This is a genomic window from Oceaniovalibus guishaninsula JLT2003, from assembly GCF_000299575.1.
GTDB lineage: Bacteria > Pseudomonadota > Alphaproteobacteria > Rhodobacterales > Rhodobacteraceae > Palleronia > Palleronia guishaninsula.
This window is the reverse complement of sequence record NZ_AMGO01000068.1, coordinates 100,417-118,354: the sequence shown is the minus strand read 5'-3', so window position 1 is coordinate 118,354 and position 17,938 is coordinate 100,417. Positions and strand designations below refer to the sequence as shown.

At 66.2% G+C, this 17,938-nt stretch carries 18 protein-coding genes and 1 pseudogene; 7 read left to right on the top strand and 12 right to left on the bottom strand.

The window, feature by feature from the left end; translation table 11 throughout:
• Positions 1 to 29: 29 nt before the first annotated feature.
• From OCGS_RS14040 to OCGS_RS14020, 5 genes are all read left to right on the top strand, one after another.
• Positions 30 to 938, top strand: coding sequence for a branched-chain amino acid ABC transporter permease (locus tag OCGS_RS14040; protein ID WP_007427916.1), 909 nt, complete (start codon positions 30 to 32; stop codon positions 936 to 938).
• Entirely contained in the window at positions 935 to 1,915 is a 981-nt protein-coding gene (locus tag OCGS_RS14035; RefSeq protein ID WP_007427915.1) for a branched-chain amino acid ABC transporter permease, read from the top strand. The genes OCGS_RS14040 and OCGS_RS14035 overlap by 4 nt, the downstream gene beginning before the upstream one ends.
• Complete coding sequence (locus OCGS_RS14030) at positions 1,908 to 2,660, top strand: ABC transporter ATP-binding protein (RefSeq protein ID WP_007427914.1); 753 nt, start codon at positions 1,908 to 1,910, stop codon at positions 2,658 to 2,660. Before OCGS_RS14035 ends, OCGS_RS14030 begins: the two co-directional genes overlap by 8 nt.
• Positions 2,657 to 3,343 carry an ABC transporter ATP-binding protein gene (locus OCGS_RS14025; RefSeq protein WP_007427913.1) on the top strand — a complete coding sequence of 229 codons (687 nt, stop codon included), beginning with the start codon at positions 2,657 to 2,659 and terminating at the stop codon, positions 3,341 to 3,343. Before OCGS_RS14030 ends, OCGS_RS14025 begins: the two co-directional genes overlap by 4 nt.
• Positions 3,344 to 3,526: 183 nt before the next feature.
• Positions 3,527 to 6,172, top strand: coding sequence for a DUF2339 domain-containing protein (locus tag OCGS_RS14020; protein ID WP_007427911.1), 2,646 nt, complete (start codon positions 3,527 to 3,529; stop codon positions 6,170 to 6,172).
• 248 nt (positions 6,173 to 6,420) lie between these two features.
• Here the strand turns inward: OCGS_RS14020 and OCGS_RS14015 are convergent, their stop codons facing one another.
• The 5 genes and pseudogenes from OCGS_RS14015 to OCGS_RS13995 form a co-directional block, all read right to left on the bottom strand.
• Entirely contained in the window at positions 6,421 to 7,338 is a 918-nt protein-coding gene (locus tag OCGS_RS14015) for an SMP-30/gluconolactonase/LRE family protein (protein ID WP_007427910.1), read from the bottom strand.
• Between the two features lie 7 nt (positions 7,339 to 7,345).
• Positions 7,346 to 7,795, bottom strand: a complete 450-nt coding sequence (locus tag OCGS_RS14010) for a cupin domain-containing protein (RefSeq protein WP_007427909.1) — start codon at positions 7,793 to 7,795, stop codon at positions 7,346 to 7,348.
• A gap of 108 nt (positions 7,796 to 7,903) precedes the next feature.
• Positions 7,904 to 8,866, bottom strand: coding sequence for a phosphotransferase family protein (locus OCGS_RS14005; protein ID WP_007427908.1), 963 nt, complete (start codon positions 8,864 to 8,866; stop codon positions 7,904 to 7,906).
• Between the two features lie 82 nt (positions 8,867 to 8,948).
• Complete coding sequence (locus OCGS_RS14000) at positions 8,949 to 9,818, bottom strand: hypothetical protein (RefSeq protein ID WP_156801075.1); 870 nt, start codon at positions 9,816 to 9,818, stop codon at positions 8,949 to 8,951.
• 35 nt (positions 9,819 to 9,853) lie between these two features.
• Positions 9,854 to 10,612 (bottom strand): annotated as a pseudogene (locus tag OCGS_RS13995) (DDE-type integrase/transposase/recombinase); the annotation flags it as partial.
• On the opposite strand from OCGS_RS13995, the gene OCGS_RS13990 reads away from it, so the two are divergent.
• A complete protein-coding gene (locus OCGS_RS13990; protein ID WP_083848281.1) occupies positions 10,563 to 11,315 on the top strand; it encodes an aminotransferase class I/II-fold pyridoxal phosphate-dependent enzyme in 753 nt (250 codons plus the stop codon). The pseudogene OCGS_RS13995 and the gene OCGS_RS13990 overlap by 50 nt on opposite strands.
• 180 nt (positions 11,316 to 11,495) lie before the next feature.
• Here the strand turns inward: OCGS_RS13990 and OCGS_RS13985 are convergent, their stop codons facing one another.
• From OCGS_RS13985 to OCGS_RS15165, 4 genes are all read right to left on the bottom strand, one after another.
• Positions 11,496 to 11,960 carry a type II toxin-antitoxin system VapC family toxin gene (locus tag OCGS_RS13985; RefSeq protein WP_238538266.1) on the bottom strand — a complete coding sequence of 155 codons (465 nt, stop codon included), beginning with the start codon at positions 11,958 to 11,960 and terminating at the stop codon, positions 11,496 to 11,498.
• Positions 11,908 to 12,210, bottom strand: coding sequence for a type II toxin-antitoxin system Phd/YefM family antitoxin (locus tag OCGS_RS13980; protein WP_338009677.1), 303 nt, complete (start codon positions 12,208 to 12,210; stop codon positions 11,908 to 11,910). The genes OCGS_RS13985 and OCGS_RS13980 overlap by 53 nt, the downstream gene beginning before the upstream one ends.
• A 51-nt stretch (positions 12,211 to 12,261) precedes the next feature.
• Positions 12,262 to 13,704 (bottom strand): NCS1 family nucleobase:cation symporter-1, encoded by a 1,443-nt coding sequence (locus OCGS_RS13975; RefSeq protein WP_007427901.1) that lies wholly within the window; start codon positions 13,702 to 13,704, stop codon positions 12,262 to 12,264.
• 431 nt (positions 13,705 to 14,135) lie between these two features.
• Complete coding sequence (locus OCGS_RS15165; protein ID WP_156801074.1) at positions 14,136 to 14,513, bottom strand: transposase; 378 nt, start codon at positions 14,511 to 14,513, stop codon at positions 14,136 to 14,138.
• 105 nt (positions 14,514 to 14,618) lie between these two features.
• Between OCGS_RS15165 and OCGS_RS15160 the strand changes: the two genes are divergently transcribed.
• Positions 14,619 to 15,506, top strand: coding sequence for a hypothetical protein (locus OCGS_RS15160; protein WP_156801073.1), 888 nt, complete (start codon positions 14,619 to 14,621; stop codon positions 15,504 to 15,506).
• On the opposite strand, the gene OCGS_RS14640 is transcribed toward OCGS_RS15160, so the two are convergent.
• From OCGS_RS14640 to OCGS_RS13955, 3 genes are all read right to left on the bottom strand, one after another.
• A complete protein-coding gene (locus OCGS_RS14640) occupies positions 15,466 to 16,551 on the bottom strand; it encodes a tetratricopeptide repeat protein (protein ID WP_007427899.1) in 1,086 nt (361 codons plus the stop codon). The two genes, OCGS_RS15160 and OCGS_RS14640, sit on opposite strands and share 41 nt — an antisense overlap.
• Positions 16,552 to 16,555: 4 nt before the next feature.
• Positions 16,556 to 16,975: an OmpA family protein gene (locus tag OCGS_RS13960; protein WP_007427898.1), complete on the bottom strand. Its 420-nt coding sequence runs from the start codon at positions 16,973 to 16,975 to the stop codon at positions 16,556 to 16,558.
• 145 nt (positions 16,976 to 17,120) lie between these two features.
• Complete coding sequence (locus OCGS_RS13955) at positions 17,121 to 17,792, bottom strand: isopropylmalate isomerase (protein WP_156801072.1); 672 nt, start codon at positions 17,790 to 17,792, stop codon at positions 17,121 to 17,123.
• Positions 17,793 to 17,938: the final 146 nt, after the last annotated feature.

The window sequence follows — 17,938 nt, the reverse complement described above, 5'->3', positions numbered from 1 at the left end:
ACCGCCCCCGCCCGCGGAAGGGCACCCCGATGCTGATCTTCGAGCAGTTTCTGAACGGGCTGCAATACGGCATGACGCTGTTTCTGATGGCGGCGGGACTGACGCTGGTCTTTGGCGTCATGGGGTTGATCAACCTTGCCCACGGATCGCTTTACATGATCGGGGCCTTCGCCTGCGCCGCTGTCGCCCAGGCCACCGGATCGTTCTGGCTGGGGGTGGGCGCCAGCCTTGCCGCGGCGGCCGCGGCGGGGGCGCTGATCGAACTGGCGGTGATCCGCCGCCTTTACCACCGCGACCACCTGGACCAGGTTCTGGCGACATTCGCGCTGATCCTGATCGCGTCCGAAGGCACGCGCTGGGTGTTCGGATCGTTCCCGCTTTACCTGTCGCTGCCGCCGTCGCTGTCGGGCACGGTGTCGCTGGGCGGGCTAGTCTATCCCAGCTTCCGCCTTGCCGTCATCGGGCTGGGCCTTGCCATCGCCGTGTTCTTGTTCTGGCTGATGCGCGGCACCCGGCTGGGCATCCGCATCCGCGCGGGCGAGGCCGACCGCGAGATGATCGGCGCGCTCGGCGTGGACATCCGCAGCCTCTATACCGTCGTCTTCGCGCTGGGGGCGGGGCTGGCGGGGCTGGCGGGGGCGCTGGTCGGCGCGGTGCAGTCGGTGCAGGTCGGCATGGGCGAGCCGGTGCTGATCCTGGCCTTCGTCGTCATCGTGATCGGCGGCATCGGGTCCATCGGCGGCGCGCTGGCGGGGGCGTTGCTGGTCGGGATGACCGACACGCTGGGCCGTGCCCTGCTGCCTGCCGCGCTGGCCACGATCATGCCGCAGGCTTCGGCGACGGCGGTGGCGGCATCGCTTGCGTCGATGCTGGTCTATATCCTGATGGCGGCGGTGCTGGTCTGGCGGCCCACCGGCCTTTTCGGCGTCCGCGGATGAGCCGCGCGGGCACGGTGAACGCGGCGCTTCTGGCGGTGCTGATCGGCGGCGCCATCGCCGCGCATCTGGCGGGCGAGCTGTTCGTCGTCACGCTTGCCACCAAGGCCGCGATCTTCGCGCTGGCGGGCGTCGGGCTGAACTTCGCGCTGGGATACGGCGGCCTGATCAGTTTCGGCCACGCGGCGTTCTTCGGTCTGGGCGGCTATGTCACCGGCATCCTGGCCAGTCACGCGATGTCGGGCGAACCGCTGACGACGCTGCCCTACACGATGAACGGCACCAACGAGATGCTGGCGATCTGGCCGATGGCGATGCTGGTCTGCGGGCTGGCGGCGCTGGCCATCGGCGCCCTCAGCCTGCGGACATCGGGCGTCTATTTCATCATGGTGACGCTGGCCTTCGCGCAGATGATCTACTGGTTCGCTGTCGGCTGGCCCCGCTATGGCGGCGAGGACGGGCTGTCCTTCTATGTCCGCAACGTCTTTCCCGGCGTGAACTCGATGCAGCCGCTGACATGGTTCGCGATCTGCACCGGGCTGCTGCTGCTGGCGCTGGTCTTTACGGCGACGGTGATGCGGGCGCGGTTCGGGCTGGCCTTGCAGGCGGCGCGACGCAATCCGCAACGGACGGTGGCGGTCGGGATCAGGCCGTTCGGCATCCGCCTGACCGCCTTCGTGCTGTCGGCGATGATCACCGGGCTGGCCGGATCGCTTTATGCCGACCTCAACCGTTTCGTGTCGCCGGCTATGCTGAACTGGCACATGTCGGGCGAAATCATGGTTTTCGTCATCCTTGGCGGGGTCGGGCGGCTGACGGGCCCGGTGGCGGGCGCGATGCTGTTCGTGGCGATGGAGCATCTTCTGGGTGGCGTCAGCGAATATTGGCCCGCGCTGCTGGGGCTGGTGCTGCTGGGGATCGTGCTGTTCGCGCCTGGCGGCATTGTCGGCATCCTGACCGGGGGGCGGCGGCGTGTCTGACCCGATCCTGCATGTCAGCCGCCTGCGCAAATCCTTCGGCGCGCTGACGGCGACCGACGATGTGGACCTGACCTTGCATCCGGGCGAAATCCACGCGCTGATCGGTCCGAACGGCGCGGGCAAATCGACCCTCATCAAGCAGATCGTCGGCGAATTGCGGCAGGATGCCGGGCAAATCCGGTTCGAGGGGCAGCGCATCGACCGCCTCGACGCCGCCGCGCGCGCGCGTCTGGGTCTTGCGCGCAGCTTTCAGGTCAGTTCGGTCATCGCCGATTTCACGGTGCTGCAAAACGTCGTCCTTGCCGTGCAGGGGGCATCGGGGGCCAGTTTCCGCTTCCTGCGCCCGGTGCTGAAGGATCCGGCGCTGACCGAACCTGCGCTGTTTCACATCCGCCAGGCGGGCCTTTCCGAACGAACCGATACGCCGGCCGCCGCCCTCAGCCACGGCGAACGCCGCAAGCTGGAAATCGCAATGGCCCTTGCCCTGCGCCCCCGCGCCTTCCTGCTGGACGAACCGATGGCGGGGATGGGCGCGGAAGGGGCGAGAACGCTGGTCGCGCTGCTGTCCGACCTGCGGACCGAGGCGCCGATCCTGCTGGTCGAGCATGACATGGACGCGGTCTTTGCGCTGGCCGACCGCGTTTCGGTGCTGGTCTATGGCCGCATCGTCGCGACCGGGACCGTGGACGAAATCCGCGCCGACCCCGAGGTGCGGCGGTCCTATCTGGGCGGGGACGACGCATGACCCCGCTGCTGGAGGTCGCGGGCCTGACGGCGGGCTACGGCCCGGTTCAGGCGCTGTTCGGCGTCGATCTGACGGTGACGGAAGGCGAGGTGGTCGCGCTGATGGGGCGCAACGGCATGGGCAAGACCACCACGATCGGCGCCGTCATGCGCCTGCTGCCCGCGGCGGGCACGCTGCGCTTCGACGGGCGCGACCTGCTGTCCCTGCCGCCGCACCGGGCCGCGCGGCTGGGGCTGGGACTGGTGCCCGAGGGGCGGCGCTGCTTCGCGCCCCTGACCGTGGCCGAGAACCTGACCGTCGCCGCGCGCCCCGGCCCGTGGGATGCCGCCCGCATCGGTCGTCTGTTTCCGCGCCTGACCGAACGCCGCCGCCAGCCCGCCCGGACCCTGTCGGGGGGCGAGCAGCAGATGTTGGCCATCGCCCGCGCGCTGATGACCAACCCGCGATTGCTGATCCTCGACGAGGCGACCGAAGGTCTGGCGCCTGTCGTGCGTCAGGAAATCTGGTCCGCCATCCGCGAGCTGAAGACCGAAGGCCTGGCGATCCTGCTGGTGGACAAGTCGCTGCGCGAACTCAAAGCCTTGGCCGACCGCGCCGTCGTGCTGGAGCGGGGCGAGACCGTCTGGGCCGGCCCGGTGCAAGACCTGACAGACGAGATGACGGATCGCTGGCTGGGGGTGTGACGGGTCTCAGCGGGCGAGGCTGACGGCCAGGCCCGACCGGGGGGTGTCCGGGCAAGCCGGAAGGTCCGGCGCAACGCGGAGTCTGACGCCGACGAACGCGACGCGACTTTCCCGCAAAGAGCAAGGATGCGCGCGACCCGGCGGGCGTATAGAGCGGGCCAAACGGCCGATACGGAGCCCGCAATGAACGATCTGGCGCCCCTTTTGAACGTGCTGGTTCCGCTTGCGGTCCTGTGGCTGGTTATCGCGAACCGCCGGCTGGGGCGGCGCATCTCGGCGCTGGAACGTCTTGCGGCGCAGTTGCCTGCCGTCGCGCCGCCGGCGGACCCGATGGAGCTGCCGGATGCGCCCCGTGCGGCGGACGGCGCAAGCGGTCCCGTCGTTTCGCGTCCGGCGGAACAATCCTTCGCCTCGCGCTTCGGTGTTCTGGCGCGCGGTGCCGCGTGGCTGCGGGCGAACGGGGTGCTTGCGGTCTCGGCGCTTTCGCTCTCGCTGGCCGGGCTGTTCGCTACACAATATGCCGCCGAGCGCGGAATGCTGTCGCCCGGTCTGCGCGTGGCCGTTGCGATGGCGCTCGGCGTGGCCTTCGTCGTGGCTGGCGACGCGATCCGACGCCGCGCGACCGGCCGGCGCGGCATCGCGGCGGGGCCGCTCGCCGCGGTCTTCGCGGGGGCGGGGGTCGTGACGGTGTTCGGTGCGGTGCTCGCGGCGCGGATGCTCTATGCCATGATCGGCCCCGACACCGCGCTTGCGGGGCTGGTCGCGGTGGCCGCGCTGGCGGTGGCGCTCGGCTGGTTTCACGGGCCTGCCCTTGCCGCGATCGGAATCCTCGGCGCCTCGGGCGCGCCTTTCCTGATCGGCGGCGAAACAGGGCAGGCGGCGCTGCTGCAAGGCTATTTCGGCATGGTAGCGATTGCCGGGCTGACGGTGAACGTCCTGCGGCGCTGGCGCGGGATCGACGCTCTCTCGCTTGCGACCCCTTTTTGCGCCGCCTGGGCGGTGATGGCGCTTGCGGGCGGCGAGGGCGCGTTTCTTGCGCTGGCGCTCACCCTCGCCCCCGTGGCCATCGTTCTGATGCACGGCACGGTCATGCCGGATGTGCCGGGGCCGGGCCCGATCTTGGCGCGGGTCCGGGCGCGCGGAACGCCGACAGGCGCGTCGATCCGCGCCCTCGTCGTCTGGGGGGTGGCCGGGCTGGCCGTGCTGGACGCCACGGCCCGCGCGCCCGGCCTCGCCCCCGCGGCGGCCTTGGGGCTGGCCTGGCTTTTCGCGGTGGCGGCGCTCTGGTCGCGACGCTGGGACGCGGCACTCGACATGGCCGCAATTGTCGCGGCGGCACTGTTTGTCCTGACGTGGCAGGCGCAGCCTTCGTGGATTCCCGCCGGCATCCTGGTGGACGGGGCGGAGGAGGTGGAGCCTGGGGCCTATGCGGTCTATGCGGCGCTGGCGGGCGCCGCGCTGGCGATGGCCGCCGCTGCCGTGATCCGCAGCGCCGCCGCCTCGGGTTGGCAGGGACGTGCCTGGGCCTTCGCGGCGGCGATCGTTGGGCCGGGAGTGCCGGCGTTGATGGAACTTCTTTGGCCCGCATGGGCGATGCCCGGCACGGGTGCGCGCGCGGCCCTTGCGATGACGCTTGCCGCGACGGCCACGGGGCTGGCGGTGCGGGCGGCGCGAAGGGATGGCGACGACAGGGTCCGCACGGCACTTGCCGCTCTTGTGGCGATGTCGGCCCTCGCGCTGGCGCTTTTCGTTACCGTGTCGGCAGGCGCGCTCAGCCTGGCGCTGGGGGTGTTGGTGCTGGGCGCGGCGGCGCTCGACGACCGGTTCGACCTGCCCGCGCTGTCGCCTTTCGTGCAGGTGGGCGTGGCGGTGCTGATCTGGCGGGGGCTGGTCGATCCGGGCCTGGCAGCAGGGATCGAGGATCCCGCCCTGGAAGCGATGCTGCTGCACGGGGTGCCGGCGATCCTGGTCGGCGCGGCATGGCTGCTGATGCGGGGCGCGGACCGACCCGGCGCGCGCGCCTCGCTCGAAGGGGGCGGTATAGTGCTGGCGGGGATCGCGGCAAGCGTCTGGCTGCTGCGCCTTGCCGACGACCGACCCGCATTATGGGATGTGGGCGCGCATTGGTTGGCCGGGCTGCTTGCATCGGTCTGGCTGCTTTCGGCGGCGGCCTCCATCCGCGGCGCCGCCCTTGCCCGGCAAGCGCGGGGCGAAGCGACGCCGTCCCTGCGCCATCGCTTCGGGCAGGCGATCCGCTACACATCTGCATCCGTGGCGCTTCTTGTGGCGCTGGCGCTGATGGCAGGCGGTCTGATCTTCGTCCATCCGCTTGCCGGGGGGCAGCGGGTCGCCGGGCCGGTCCTTTTCAACACGCTGGTGCCGGGCTATCTGCTGCCCGCGACGATCGTGCTGGGCTGCGCGCTGCGACTGCCCGGACTGGGGCGATGGCCGCGTCTGGCGGGGACGGCGCTTGGCGGCATCCTTGTGGCGCATTGGGCTTGGCTTGCGATCGCCCATGGCTGGCGCGGGCCGGATTTGGCCGCCGCGTCGATGGGGGCGGGCGAACTCTGGACAATGACCGCGGTCCTTCTGCTGACGGGGGCGGCGCTATTCGGCGCATCGCTGATCGGCGGCTCGCGGCCGCTGCGGATGGTGGCCAACAGTCTGCTTCTTGCGGCCATCGCCAAGGTCTTCCTCGTCGATGTGTCGGGGCTCGACGGCCTTGTGCGGGCAGGCTCGTTCCTGATCCTCGGCCTCAGCCTTGCCGGGCTGGCCTGGGTGAACCGGCTTGTCGCGGCACGCGGCAGGAGGCGAGAAAAACTTCGTTGACAAGGAAACGGACAGCCCTTCAGCGGACGATCCCCCGTCTTGTTCGTGCGGCTCTGGCCAGTCTTTCCCGGTGACCGGATCACAATGCCATGCCCGAAGGCATTGACGCAGCCAAGCAGCGCCACAAGGGTCCGATCGCGGCGCCCGAGAGGGCATAACATCGGCGTCTGACGGTTGCGAATACCCGCGCGGGATTCGGACCGGTCGGCCGCATGTCTTGCCGGCGTCTCAGACGTTCCGCCATACGGTCAGGGAAAGGGCAGGCCGCGGCGGTTCAGGAACAATCCGTAAAGCGTGTGGGATCCGCCGATGAACAGGCGGTTGCGGCGCAACTCTCCGAAGGTCAGGTTCGAAACGGGGCAGGGGATGCGGATCTTGCCCATCAGATGCCCGTCGGGCGCCAGGCAATGCACGCCGTCGCCCGCGCTGGACCACAGGTTGCCGTCCTCGTCCACGGTCATGCCGTCGCAGTAACCGGGCGAAATCGTGTGGAAGACGTCCCCGCCCGACAGCCGGTTGTCGGCATCGACATCGAAGACACGGATGAATTGCTCGGGATCGGGGCGGGTCTGGTCGCCGGTCTCGGCCACATAAAGACGCCGCTCGTCGGGCGAGAATGCCAGGCCGTTCGGCCCCGCGAAATCGCCCGCTGCGATCGCGATCTCTCCGCTCGCCGGATCGAGCCGGTAAAGGGCCGCGGGCTGTTCGGACGCCTGGCGGCCGCCTTCGTAATCGTTCGAGATCCCGTAAAGCGGATCCGAGAACCAGATCGTCCCGTCCGACTTGACGACCACGTCGTTGGGCGAATTCAGCCGCTTGCCGGCATGCTGGTCCACCAAGGTGACGACGCGGCCGTCATGCTCGGTCCGGGTGACGGATCGCGCCTCGTGCGAGCAGGCGATCAGCCGGCCCTGCCGGTCGCGGGTCTGTCCGTTCGCGTAACCCGAAGGGGCGCGATAGATCGACTGGCCCAGATCCTCGGACCAGCGCATCGTCCGGTTGCGCGGCAGATCCTGGAACAGCAGGCAGTTCCAGTCCCCCATCCATACCAGCCCCTCGATCCAGCGGAATCCGAAGGCCAGCGTCTCGAGCGGCGCGTTTCCCAGCAGATAGCCCGCGAACGCCGGATCGACGATCTCGAAGGGGCCGGCATCGGCGTCGGTCATCGCGGCCTCACGAGAAGCGGCAGGGCGGGGTCGTGTCGCGCGCGGTGTCCAACTGCACGATCATCAGCGTCGCGGGCCGGTCCCCGACGGTGGCGGATTTGTGGCCCTTGCAGCCGTCCACCTCCCGGCAGCCCTGATCCTCGCCGAAAGAGATCTCGCCCGGCCCGAATTCGCGCACCGTCCCGTCCATCGCCTCGACCGACCACCTGCCGTCAAGCGGGATGATCCATTGCGGCGCCGGGTTCTCGTGCCATTCGCCGACCCAGCCGACGGGCATGACGGTCACCATCACCGTCATGCCGTCACGGTGCTTTTGCCCCTGCCATTGCGGCGCGGCCTCCGGCTGGATCGAGGCAAGCTCGAACTTCGTCATCGCGCATTCGACCTGACGGCTGATCCCGTCCTCGTCCACGTGAAGATGCCAGTATGTCACCCGCGGCGGGTCGTCGTCGTTCATGGGGTCTTTCCTCGGGCAAGCGCGACGCGCGGCTTCGGCCCGCAAGGGGCGGGCACGGCGGATCCTGCCGATCCCGGCATCGAACGGCAAGCCCCGTTCAGGCCCCCCTCAGGCCCCGTCCATCGCGACGTAACCGTGCCTTCCCAGGAAGCCGGTCGTATGCGCGGCCAGCCGATCGAACCGGTGTTTCGGGAACTGGTCGAGATTGAGGGAAAGCCTGCCCAGGGCACAGAGGCACGAAAAGCCCAGCTCTTCCCCGGTCAATCCCGTCAGTCTGCAATAAAGACCGAGCCTGTCTGCGGCCAGCCTGCCCCGGCCAAATGCGGACAGGGAAAATCGCAGCGCATCTATGCCGGGATAGCCGGCCGGATTGCTGCCGCCCCAGTCGATGACCCGGAAGTCCCGCCGGACCGGCAGGACTGCGTTCCCGCCATCCGCGAACAGGATGTTCTCGGTCCAGAAATCCCCGTGTTCGAGGCAGCTGAACGTCCGCAACCGGCCGCGATCCAGGGCGGATTCCATCGCCAGAGCGGCCTTCCGGACGGTATCGTCCAGATTTCTGTCGGACGAAAGGGCGCGCAGGGGGACAAGAAAGCGGCGTTCCCGGTCGTCCGGGCCGGCCGAGACGACCGCTGTCTTGCGAAAGACGGCCGCCAGCCAGGAGATCACCCGGCCGCCCGAACGAAGGGTCTGAAGCCGCCTGAGATACCTGTTTTCCGAATATCCGATCAGCCGTTCGTACAAGGCATAGGACCGGCCGTTCCACGCCCCGGCCAGAAGCGGCGTGCAGATCGCCTTTCCAAGCGCGGGGCCCAGGACCGACCGCGCCTCGAAGGATTTCCCGACCGCGCGATCGACGAAACCCGGAAATATGGGGTTCGAAACGATCATCACATAGTTTTTCCGTCGCGACACGCCGTCCACGAAAAAGGCCTGGGTCGAATCCACCACCACGTCCTTGAACGGCCCGCTTTCGATCGGCCGGGTCGTGTCGGGGCGAAGAAGGCCCCCGAGGCGATCCGAGGCCTCTTTCGCGACAGCGGCCATGCCGGTTTCGGCGGCCGGCGTCATGCGGCTTTCCGAACGGCCCGAAGGGACGGCCCGGCGCGGGCGGTCCGCATCCGCCCGGCCGCGCGGTTCCCGATCGCGGATGTCAGGACCCGGAATATCGCTTCTCCACCTGCGCGAATTCGCGGACGAGCATTGCGTTGCGGCTTTCGCCGTTTCTTCTCTGGCGGCCGGCCAGCCACAGGCGATGCACGCCGGTCACTTCTATCGGATAGAGCCCCGAAGCGCCGGTGACCTGCGCGGCCGCCAGCCGGTGCCTGCCGCGATTGCCTTTCAGCAATGCGCCGTCGCGCCCGATCATGCCCCCCGGAAGATCCGCGCCCTGCACCTGACGATAGCCGTCCTTTTTCATGGTTTCGATCAATGCGACCAGGTTCTCGACGAAAATGCGGTCGAGTTCCGGCACCGTTCTGGCGGTCAGGGTCTTGTGAACGAACGGCCTTCCGCGATCCAGCGCCTCCAGTCCCCGCGCATACCACAGGGACTTCCGGAAATCCGGCAGAACCCGATGCAGGTCTTCGACCAACCGATAGCTGGGCAGTTCCGGCAGAAGGCGGCTTTCCAGATCCCAGTTCCCCCCGAAAACGCCCTTGCGGCCCAACAGGTATTTCACCCTGACGACCGCATTCCGATGCAGGAAGCGGGGCAGGTGCTGTGCCGACCACAGATACCAGTTCTGGTGCGGCTCATCGACATACCGCTCCAGCCGGTGGGGATCGACATGCAGCAGGGTGAAGGGAAACGGAATTGCCCCGATCATCGTTCCCTCACAGGCCGAGGCGGCTCCTGGTCTTCGCGATTCATTGCGCCCGCAGATTTCCGTATCATTACAAGGGAAGTGTGTGGTTTTTCGCCTAAGCGCACAAGCCCGGAACGCCGGAAGCGGGACGGTTCGACCGACCTTGGGACATCGCAGGGCGGTATCCGGACCGAATCCAAGATGCGGTTGGCGCAAGAACCTGGTGATCTTGCGCCCGCTTCACCGGACATTCAGGCGGTTGCGGTTTGAGCTGCGATGAACTCCCGCGGTGAACGGATCTTCAGCCCTGAATGCGGGTAATTGTCGTTATTGTCCTCGAACCACCCGGCAATCAATTCAAGCATGGTGGCGGCATCTGGCAGCGGCGTGATGTCCACGTAATCCCGCTTAAGCGTGTTGGCGAAGGCCTCTGATACACCAATGCTCTGCGGGTTCTTTGCCGGCGTGCAGCAGGGCTTCAGGCGGAGTTGCCGGGCGAAGATGCGGGTGTCCTTGTCGATGTAGGGCGAGCCGTTGTCGTTGAGCATCTCGACTTGGTGCGGCGCGCGATAGCCGCCGAATCGCGCCTCGATCGCCGCCAGCATCGTGTCACGCACGTCCGATCCGCCAATACCTGCGTTTACGACGGCGCACCAGGATATGATCTCGCGGTCATGCGCGTCGATGATGAAGGCCCCGCGCACGATGTCGCCGTTCCAGCAAGTGAACGAAGCCATCACTGCACCAGCGCAGGTTTGAGCGCAGCGTCCCGACCTTCGTCGTGGGTGCGGTCGGTCGATCTGGCGCCGCCCAGGGTCTCGGCTACGACGCTCATTGGGAACCGTCCTTCGGCTGCGACTGCACATGCCACTTCAGTTTTCTTAGCGTGACTTATCGAGTGGTTCCTTCAGAATCTCGACTTTCAGCATCCCGCGCCCGAGCTGGCGTTCCACCTCGCGGATGCGGTCTTCCATTTGCCGAACGGCGCGATTGCTCATGACATCATTGTCCCCAAACGACGCGGTCTTTGTGACGCCGAGTCATCAGGTGCCGACCGGCGTCACCATGCCGATGGAACGGCGCCGGCAGCTGCTCGCCACGGCACAAGAGCGCGACTTTCTTATCGTCGAAGACGACTACGACTTCGAGATGAGCTTTCTGCACGCTCCCAGCCCGTCGCTGAAATCGCTCGATCAGACCGGCCGGGTCATCTATGTCGGCAGCTTTTCCAAGGCACTGTTTCCCGGTCTCCGCATCGGCCATCTCGTTGCTCCGGCTCCGTTCATCGCCGAAGCGCGACGGCTGCGATTGCTGATCCTGCGCCATCCGCCTGGTCACATGCAGCGCACCACGGCATATTTTCTGGCGCTTGGTCATTACGACCAGCTTGTCCGCGACATGCGGATCGCCTTCGCCGAACGGCCCACAATCGCTGCCCGCGCCATCGAACGGGTCGGACTCGAAGTCAGCGGCGCAGCGACCATTGGCGGAACCAACCTGTGGGTTCGCGGCCCCGACGGTCTCGATGCGTTGCGGCTCGCGAATGCAGCGCGAAAAAGCGGGGTGCTCATTGAACCCGGAACGCCGTTCTACGACTTGCCAAAGGGTCCGGTCCCGTTCTTTCGCCTCGCTTATTCGTCCATCATTACGGAACGGATCGAAAAGGACATTAGCCTCCTTGCAGATCGCCTACATGGCGGCTTGCAGGAATAAAACGGCTTTTTTGGGTTGTCGCCCGGACCGGGTCGGAGCCCGGCCTTCTGCCTTCCCCCACCGGCAATGCCAGGATGTCCGTCGGCTACAGAACGAGGCGGGCCGCTAGATCGCCGGGATCGTCGGACACGTCTCAGCGCCAACAAGATCCGGTCTGTCCGAAGTCGTTGGCAGCCAGTCCTACCCGCCGCTTCCTGGATCCAGGGTCGGAACGTCCGTGCCGGCGTAGTGGCGCAGGTTTCGCGTGACCACCGTGAGGCCGCGCGACCGTGCCGTCGCGGCGATCATGAGATCGATGGAGACATGACCGACCGACGCGCAAAGGCGGCCCCAAAGCGCGGCCTCTGCCGCGCCGAAGGGCAGTACACGGTCGGCATAGCGCGTCGAGATTACCGCGAGCCACGCGTCGAGATCCGCTGCGAAACCGGGATCGCGCGGCCGCTGCAACTCGATTCCGCGTGTCACTTCTCCCAAGGTCACGGCCGAGAGGAAGAGGGCCGTATCCGACTGCGCCGCCATCCACCGGGTTATCGCCGGCGCACGATCAGGCCGGCGCAGGAGCGATAGGACATCGGTGTCGATCAGGTACATGTCAGAGATCGACGTCGCGCGCTTCCAGCGATGGACGCTGGAACGGATCGACACTGTCCCTGCCTTTGGGGATCGCCGCCAGATGTGCGCCGAAGCCCGCTGCCCGCGCCGCGCCCGTCATCCGCGCCCAGTCATCCGCGCCGACAACCACGACAGCAGGCTTCCCCCGGCGCGTCACCTCCTGCGGCTCGCCCGCCAATGCCGCCTCGACGACCGCGCTGAACCGGGCCTTTGCATCCTGAAGTGTCCACACGATCGAACTCCTGACCACCTGTCTGACTAGATAGAAGATCGTGTCGCGCAAGACAAGACCCAGCCCGTTTGCCGACCATGGTATTCAAGCAGGTTGGATTGGTCAGGCGGTCGCTTGGCGCTTTGCGAAGGCGTGAAACAGGATGCCCCCGAGAATGGCGCCGATTATCCAGGCATAGCCGGACAGGAAGCTCAGGTTCGGCACCCAGACCGTCATCACCGAGAAGATCGCGGCCACCGCGAACGCCTTGACCGCCGCGCCGTTCCAGCCGTTGCCATAGTGGTAGAGCCCGCCGTCCGTGTCGTAAAGATCGGCGAGCCGAAGCTCCTGCCGCCGGTGAACGTAGTAGTCCACGATCATGATTCCGAAGACCGGGGCCAGAACCGCGCCCAGGGTATTGACGAAGCCGCCGATCCCGACCTGGCTGATAAAGCTGTTCCAGAACCCGCCGATCACCAGCGCGAAGGCCGACGTGATGAGTCCCGCCTTGCGGAAGCTGATCTTCTCGGGGGCGAGGTTGGCGATACCGTTGACCGCCGGAATGAAGTTGGCCACGAGGTTGATGCCGACCGTGGCGGCGAGGAAGGTAATCGCCGCGATCACGCCCAGAAGCACGCTGTCGGTGCGTTCGACGATTTCGGCCGGGTTGATCATCTCTTCACCATAGACGACGGCGGCCCCTGCGGTGGTCAGAAGGGCCAGCGCCGAAAACAGGATCATGTTGAATGGCAGGCCGGCAAGGTTGCCCGTCTTCATCGCGCGCTTGTCCCGCGCGAAGCGTGAAAAGTCCGAAAAGTTGATCATCACCGCCGCGAAATAGGCGACCATCGTACCGACGATAGCAATGAAGCCGGCGATTTCGGTCGCTAAAGTGCCCTCGGGATTTGCGAAGATGGTGGCCGCAGCCTGCAGAAGTTGACCGTCCGAGCGTTGCCAGAGCACGATGACAAGGCCGACCATCACAAGATAGACGAACGGTCCGGCGACGTTGAGGAACGTCTCGATCCAGTTCATGCCCCGCCAGAAAATGACGATGTGAAGTCCCCAGACGATCAGGAACGAAACCCAGTCGACCCCGGTCAGGCCCATGATCGGAGTGCCCCCTTCCATACCCGTCACCGAATGGATCAGAAGCGCCACGGCCGTCGAGGCGAAGTAGACCTGGACACCGTACCAGAATACGGCGACCACGGCGCGCAGGATGGCGGGCAGCTTGGCCCCTTGGGTGCCAAGGCTGGCACGGGCCAGGACAGGGTAGGGGATCCCGTATCGCTCGCCCGGAGCGCCTGACAGATTGACCATCCACATCGTGAAGAGTCCGGCGGTGATCAGCGCGGCGAAGGCCGTCCAGCCTCCTACGCCGTAGGAGATGAAAAGCGAGGCCACAAGCGAGTAGCCGAAGAGCGATTGGATGTCGTTCGCCCAGACGTTGAAGATCGCGAACCAGCCCCAGGTCTTCTCGTCCGCGCGCACTGGATTGAGGACGTTGCCAGACGGATCGAGCGTGCCTTCATGCGTCACTTGGCTTTCCTGAAGCGCGGTCATTGGATAATCCTATTCGTATCGATGTGATGACAGACACGCGCACCTTGCCTGGTGGCGAACCGGACGTAGGTCAATTTGTACATGTCGGTCGCCCAAGCGAAACAACTAAAAACGGCGCGACCATCAAGGATGGTCATGTGTTGCTCAATCCGGAACGGCCGCCGGATCGGTACGGCCGAAAAGGCCTGAGGTTTTATCGCTGAAGCCCGCCGTCTGCATACGCCGATTGCGACATCCGCTCGGGGTTCCCTCGCATGCCCGACCCGGCGAGCATCGTCACACTCATCACAGCCGAACCTGCATTCCCGAAAGCCCCCCTGTAAGCCCTGGGGTTATCTGATGCTCACGGCGATTGTCTTTAGGTCCTGCCAACCATGCCGGAGCTCGTCACCGCCTTCGCGGTGCCAATCCGCAGGGGGCCGCTCCCGAACCTACGGGCGTCCCCGCTTCTCGAACCACTTGCGGCAGAAACCGGCAAATGCGCGGTCGGGATCGCGTGAAGGTTCCATCATCCAGTTGCGCCACTCCTGTTCAAGACGCCGGATGTCCCACCCCGGTGCGACGGCTCCAGCTAGTTCATAAGTCTCAGACTCCAGGTCCAGTGCTTCCCCCAACATCAGACGCCGCCAATGATACAGCAAGTTCGGCGCGATGCCATTGCGGCGCGCAACGCCGATCAAATTCCAATCTGACTCTGTCCGATCATTCGGAGGCAACAACAGTCGGACTTGCGGCGTCTCTATCCTGACCCCCACCAAATCGCGCGTTGGGAAGATGATGCTCGACCTGTTCCAAACTTCTGTGATCATGCGAGATTAGCGTCGAAAGGATGGTATGCTGCGGCCATGGCAGTCCGAAGCGAGTCGTTGGTAAGCCGGAAGATCGCAGATCGGGGTCAGGCCCCGAACGATGTAATGCACGCCCTTCTTTCGTCGCCGGAATGGGAACGGCGACTGGCCGAGGCCCGTCGCCAACGCGAAAAGGCGATGGCCGCACGCGCCGATAGATTGGCCGCCGCACCGGTCGTCCGTCAACAGGGCGCCCGCCACGGCACGCAGCCTAGCGCGGGCGGCCTTGCGGCGGGTGCAGCATTGGCAACCGGACTGATCCTGTTCGGAATGGCAATCTGGGGCGCGCCACAATCATGGCCGAAAAACCCCGTCGCGTTCCCGAACACGGTGCAATTGCCTCAACCGGGCAAACTGGCACCCTTGCCGGTTCTTCCGACTCGTCCGCGAGCCTCGCACCCGAACCGCGTTCCCCCGCTGGCGGCCTCCGGTCCAGGCGGCGACATACCCGGCATCGACTCCCGTCCCCCGGCGGCCATAGCCACCGCTACGCAGGTCGCGCGATTGCGTCGGTCGCTGGCGTTCGACCGGGCGCCTTCCCTGCCGCCTGTCTTCGACGTCACCATGACCGCGACTGCCGCGCGGCCGTCGCAGCCCGCAGCCGCGGCCGATCCATCGGTTCAATCGGAACCGCCGTCGACCGCCGGGAAGCTGAGTGTGACGCTGCACGTTCCGGCAAACGGCACGGATATTGAGGCTGTCGCGGCGGTGGCGGCGATCGGGGCCAGGCTGGAACACGTCATCGAAGGACGGCTGGCACCGACGCGGACCAGCGTGCGCTTCTATCACCCGCGCGACCGGGCGGCATCCGAAAGTCTGGCGCGTACGCTCGGCGGGCAGGCGCAGGACTTCGCGTCTTTTCGCCCGCTGCCGCCTCCGGGGACGGTCGATATCCTGCTGACGGCCCCGGCATTCAGCGGGTCGGGATTGGACCGCCGACCAGACGGACGGTGACGATCCAATCTGCCACGACGGCCCCGGTCGTCGACGACACCCCAGGCGGCAAATAGGCGGCGATCGCCTGGGCCAATCCCGCCGCATCGTCGTCCGGTCCGTGGACGATGCTGCTTCGGTCCGCATCACGATCCGTTTTTTCGGTGACGGCCGCGATGCCCGCCCTATCCAGCGCCGCCGCAAGGTCGGCCGCCAGCATGTCCGCGTCTTTATCCTGCGTCCCAACGACGATTCGAACGGGCGCCGCTTCGATCAGCGGTTGCCATGGCGCGGGCGCCTCGTTGCCGTCCGCCCCAAGAGCCGTCACTCGCCAGCGCAGATTACCCTGCCGCACCGCAACCGGCAGGATTGCCGCCGAACCGGCAGTCGTTTTGCTGGCAATTATATCGCCACCGTCTGCCAATTCGACCAGATAAGAGGTAGCGTCGGGGCCGGGGCGAGCTGTCCAGACCAGTTCGGCGAAAACCGTATCGTCCTTTCTGATCAAAACACCCGTCGGCATCAGCGGCGCATCCAGGACGCCGCGTCCCTTCACGGCATTCGTCAAAGCCGTAAGCTTCGCGGCGGCCTGAGGGATGGCAGAGGCGGCGCGGTCGAACCAGTGGCGGGCCAGATCAGCATTCCGAGGGACCCCGCTGCCCTGCTCGTATAGCAAGCCCAGATTGTATTGTGCCCGCACATGCCCCGACGCCGCTGCCCGCGCGTACCATAACGCCGCCAGTTGGGGATCCGGAGGCCCGACGCCGCCCGAGTCCAGCATCACGGCGACATTGAACTGGGCATCCGCCAATCCCCTGACCGCCGCCAGCCGATACCATTGCAGCGCCTGGACAGGATCGCGGCGCCTGCCGAGCCCCAGATCGTGCAGCAGTCCAAGCCCGAAGGCCGCCTCGGACGATCCTTTCAGCGCCTCGGTCTGCCAGAGCGCAAAAGCGGTATCGTAGTCGGCCTCGGCAAAGGCCGCATTGCCCGTCGCCGGCTGCGCGCCCGTCGCGGTGGCCCAAACCAGCGCCGCGAAGATGGCGGCGGGGACAAGAATGTGCAAACTCTCAGCGCCAGGTGATCTCGACCACGCGGTTCTCCCGCTCGGGCACGCCGTCATCGGTCGGCACCTCAAGTTCACTGTTGCCCCGCCCTAGAACCTGAAGGCGTTCAGCCGGGATGCCCCGCGCCGCCAATCCGTCTGCCACAGCTCGCGCCCGCCGAATGGACAGGGCCAGATTGTTGACGGGACTGCCTACGGTGTCGGCCACACCGGCGACGATCATCACGATTGGCGTGCCTTCTCGGTAAAGCCGCGCCGCACTGTCGAGGACAGCGACGCCATCCGACGATACCCGATCGCTGCCGGTCTGGAAGTAGATTTTCAGACTGTCGGGCGCCTCGGCGTCCTGCGCCATCCCGCTTGTGGTCGCCAAGGTCAGCAATCCGACCACACCCACCGCACGGACAAGCGATAGTTCGCGCATGTTTCATCCTCAATTCAGGCGCCGCACAGCGCGATCCCCGTTAATATTCGTTAACGGTGAGGGCGAATCGGTTCGACGGCAATAGAAACCTGCTACAAATTGGCATTCGCCGATGGTCGCGACCGTCTGCCGACCCCGGCAGAGATCATTCTTTAGGTACCTGGCGATGATCGGGTCGCTTTCGTTGTGCAACGAATAGCGCAAGCAGGCAGCCGAGGGCAAAGATGGCGATCCCGCTCAGTTCGAAGGCCCAGTTCAGGCGGAAGCCCGCCAGCCGGAGGCCGATCAGCCGGTCGAAATGGTGAAAGCCGACGGCGCGGACGAGGACGAACGCAGTGATCCAGACAAGGCCGAGCAGGGCGATGCCGGTCCGGCGCGCCGTATGGCGCAGGGCCCAAAGAACGGCGCCTCCTCCGACGAGGGTCGTGGCGATCAGAACGCCGATAAATCCGGCCTGCACGGCCCGTCGCATGTCGTACCAGCCTTGTTGCTTGGCCGCGCAGCGCCCGACGGCCGTCAGGAAACTTTGAAGGTCGAGCTGCTTGTTCACCGCCAGAAACAGAAGGCCGACCCCCGCAACCGCCCAGAATATCCGCTCGGCGGTATGGCCATCCCGGCCGATTGCAAGCCGAAGGGAAAGGAAGGCGGCGCCAAGATAGGCGCCGACGATTGCCCATCCCGCCAGATTCGGATCTCCGATGCCCGGCGACCAGGATGTGAAAGCGCAATCGATCAGCGGGGACAGGATGTCAGGCAGCATAGGCTTTCTTGTCAAAGCAGGTGTCGCAGCCCCAACCGGGCTATCGTGCGGAAACATATGAGCCCGCAGAGACATTGGTCGACGCACCGATCGGACGCCTCCGAGGCGGAGTCAACGGATCAAGGTCGGGCGAACCTCTTGGGGCATTCAAAGAAGGACGTAAGCCGCCTCAAGATCAGCATAACTCACTGTCCGTTAAGTCG